Here is a 3,343-nt window from a genome sequence, read left to right on the forward strand (position 1 = left end):
GGTTTATACGACCTGACACTGTTTGATGGAGATGTTGATATTGCGCTGTGGAGTAAGAATTTGCTCGACGAAGAGTACAGCATCAATAATATTCATAATTTGCCAGAAGCGGGCCGTTCGATCATGTTTGGCGAGCCGCGTAGTGTTGGCTTGGACTTCATTTATACTTGGCAGCGGTAAAATTTAAATAGATAAATAACGCTGGGCAATCCGATTACTCAGCGTTTTAACGCTCTTTAGAAGCGATTAACCACTACAGCCCTGCAAAAAATTCATCACGGCAGCTTCAATATTGTCGAGATAAATATCACTCTCAAGCCACTCTGGCCTGTCCTTTAGCCCTTTGCTTATTAAGCCTTCAATGATATTCGCGCTTATAAACGCGGCCTGATCAAGATCACTGACGATAATTTCATTTTCGTATTTTTTTAAAAGATCAGGTAGCCAGTCTTGCCATGATGGTTGGTGGAAAACCTCGGTCATGTGCTTGTTGACCTTGCCGTGGAAATCAAAAAAATCGTGGTACTCCCGATAAAAGCTGCCGTGTAGTCGTAGGTAGCGCAGATGTAATTCTGCGGTGACGTGAATGAGCTCGTGGATGGTGGCGCGCAGGGAAATCCCAATCTGTGCGGCAACCCGGGGCGTCACTTCTCGGCAGACTTGGTCACTTGCCGCAGCAAATTCTTCGCTGAGCAGGTTCGCGAGTATGGCCTCTTTATTTGGGAAGTATTGGTAAAGGGAGCCAATGGTCACTCCGGCAACTTCGGCGATGCGGTTGGTTGTAAGGCGCTCTTGGCCCTCGTCGGCCAATACCTGTTTGCAGGCTTGGATAATGGCGTCTACCAATACTTTTGAGCGGCTCTGACTCGGCCGACGACGGGGTTCTGGTGGTAATTTCTTCATTGTCGAAACCCATTGTGTATATGAACCCCTCAACTGTAGCAAATCGGGGCTACATTGCGCCCTGCATTCGGGGTAGCTGTTGCCGGATTAGCAGAAAGCGTAAACGTGAGTAGTGTCTTATTTGCACGTTGAAAGAGCTTGAAGCTCCCGTATATCGTGGATTTGTGTTTAAAGTGAATGGGGCCAAACGCGAGTTGTTGCAGTCCTGGCGGGGACGTAGAGTCAGGTGACTGCTCAATTTAACGGACCCTTTATTATGTACTTTGATATCGAATATTACTGGCGGGTGCTACGCCATGTGTGGTCGCTGAAGGTTTGGCGTGGGCGTCGACGCATGTTATTCCGGCTTGTTTTCTTGGTGCCGCTGATAACCCTTATTCACAGTCTTTGTTTTGTATTGGACTACCTTTTTTTTCCCCGCTTGTGGCACCAAGAGATTCGCCAGCCGGTCTTTGTGGTGGGGCATGCGCGCAGTGGCTCCACCTTGATTCATCGCCTATTAGCCGCCGATGGCGAAACCTTCAGTTACTTTCTGTATTGGGAGACCTTCTTTCCCTCGCTGCTCCAGAAAAAAATTATTCGCGGTCTCGGCTGGGTCGATCAGCATGTGTTTGGTGGTCCGATTAAAAAGCGGCTAATGGCCTGTGATGAAAGAACCTTTGGCAAATATCGCCACATTCACGATATGAGTTTATGGAACTCAGAGGAGGACCAATTCGTGATGCGCGGCGCGTTTCTTACCCAGCAGTGGGCCTTGGATGTGCCGATGATGGACGTGATTGATCTTTTCCATGTTGACGAAATGCCAGTGAAAAAGCGTCGTCGTTGGTTGCGTCACTATCGTGAGTGCGTTAAACGCCAATTATTGCTCAATGGCGGTAGTGGTATTCATCTCAGTAAAAACCCAGTGATGAGTGGTTGGGTAGAATCCTTGATTAAGACCTTTCCTGATGCCCGTATCGCGGTAGTGGTGCGCGATCCTCGTGAGTGCATGCCGAGTGTATTGAAATTGGTAGAAGTGAGCTGGAGAGCCAAGGGCTGGCGGCGGGAGGATTATGACGCGTCGTTGCGAGCCTTGACCGAAGTGTCTTTCGAGACCTTTCAGCATCCGCGTCAGGTATTGGCGCGCCACCCTAATACCCCGCAAATTGTGGTCGATTATCGTCAGCTTACCAGGCAACCACGAACTACGGTGTTACAGGTCTACGAGGCATTCAATATGACGGTATCGCCAGAATTCGATCGTTATTTACTTGCTCAAGAAGATAAAGAACGCAGTCACAGCACTCGGTTTGCCTACAGCATAGACGACTATGAATTGTCCCCTGCGCGTATCGAAAAAGAACTGGCGGTGTTTTTTCGCGACTTCGGCTGGCCACAATCAGCGGTATGACGAGTTTGTATTGCAGTAAATCCTAATAAGGAGAATCTTAAATGACGATGGACACAGACACCGCTCAGCAAGCCTTGCGCGCCGCGTGGGATGAGATGATTGCGTCTTTACAGCAAGCCCGCGAGGCCATCGACAACCCTGATCTCATGCCGCCGCCGGCAAGTGATCGCAATTTGGCTGAGGGTTACCGCTACCTTATGGGCTATATGCACAGTGCGGTCGAGCGCGCATTTCACAGTGATCCCCAGCGCCCGCAATTTCGCAATTCCTTAAGTGCGATTAATCGTGGCACCATTGATAACGCTGATGCCATTTATTTTTTTGCGCCTATCGACGGCCGCGCAAGCTACCGAATTCACGGCGAAATGGGCGATTCCCAACATTGGCGTGGCGGAGAGTCGAAGGCGGGGGTGCGCAAGGCGCCTCACTATCTTATTTTTGAAGCCAGTGCCGGTGGCCTAGCGGGGGATTCCGGCGAGCTGAGCGAATTGCGACCGGGTATGAAGACCCAGACCGGGCGTCTTGACTCCTCGTGTATAGCGGTCAATGCCGACGGCAGTTTTGATATTTTATTGGCTCCAGAAAAACCCGCAGGGTACGAGGGTAATTTTATCTCCACCTTAAAAATCGTCGACAGGCCCCACCCCACCAACCCTGAGCTTGGCCCTGAACGCTATGCCAACTACATAAGCGGACGTCAGCTATTTAACGACTGGGAATACGAGGAGGCTATTCATTTTGCGATTACCCCTTTAGCGGTAGCAGGGCAGCCGCCAACGTATTCGGCAGAAAGTGCTGCAGCGCAGCTGCGCGAGCTTGGGCAATTGGTGCGCAATCAGGTGCATTTTTGGAATGCCTTCTGGACTATTCCAATGGGCACCTACGGCGAGCGCCCCGGTTCAATTCCGGGGGTGGCGTTTAAACGCAATGCCTTCAATAACATCAATGTCGCCTCCGGCGCGACCGGCGGCGGTATGAGCACCAATCTCTACGCGGGGGGCATCTTTGAATTGGAAGAGGGGGAAGCGCTAATTATTGAGAATCGAA

4 protein-coding genes are annotated in these 3,343 nt (G+C 50.6%); 3 read left to right on the forward strand and 1 reads right to left on the reverse strand.

What is annotated here, in order from left to right; genetic code table 11:
• The coding region (locus tag ABYT30_RS17410) for a hypothetical protein (protein ID WP_373097739.1) at positions 1-180 on the forward strand (180 nt) is incomplete at its 5' end.
• 66 nt (positions 181-246) lie between these two features.
• On the opposite strand, the gene ABYT30_RS17415 is transcribed toward ABYT30_RS17410, so the two are convergent.
• A complete protein-coding gene (locus ABYT30_RS17415; RefSeq protein WP_373097740.1) occupies positions 247-903 on the reverse strand; it encodes a TetR/AcrR family transcriptional regulator in 657 nt (218 codons plus the stop codon).
• Between the two features lie 226 nt (positions 904-1,129).
• On the opposite strand from ABYT30_RS17415, the gene ABYT30_RS17420 reads away from it, so the two are divergent.
• Together ABYT30_RS17420 and ABYT30_RS17425 are read left to right on the forward strand one after the other, a co-directional pair.
• Positions 1,130-2,296 carry a sulfotransferase gene (locus tag ABYT30_RS17420; RefSeq protein ID WP_373097741.1) on the forward strand — a complete coding sequence of 389 codons (1,167 nt, stop codon included), beginning with the start codon at positions 1,130-1,132 and terminating at the stop codon, positions 2,294-2,296.
• Positions 2,297-2,337: 41 nt separating this feature from the next.
• On the forward strand, positions 2,338-3,343 hold a 1,006-nt coding region (locus ABYT30_RS17425; RefSeq protein ID WP_373097742.1), incomplete at its 3' end, for a hypothetical protein.

The organism is Zhongshania sp. (assembly GCF_041623545.1).
Taxonomy (GTDB): domain Bacteria; phylum Pseudomonadota; class Gammaproteobacteria; order Pseudomonadales; family Spongiibacteraceae; genus Spongiibacter.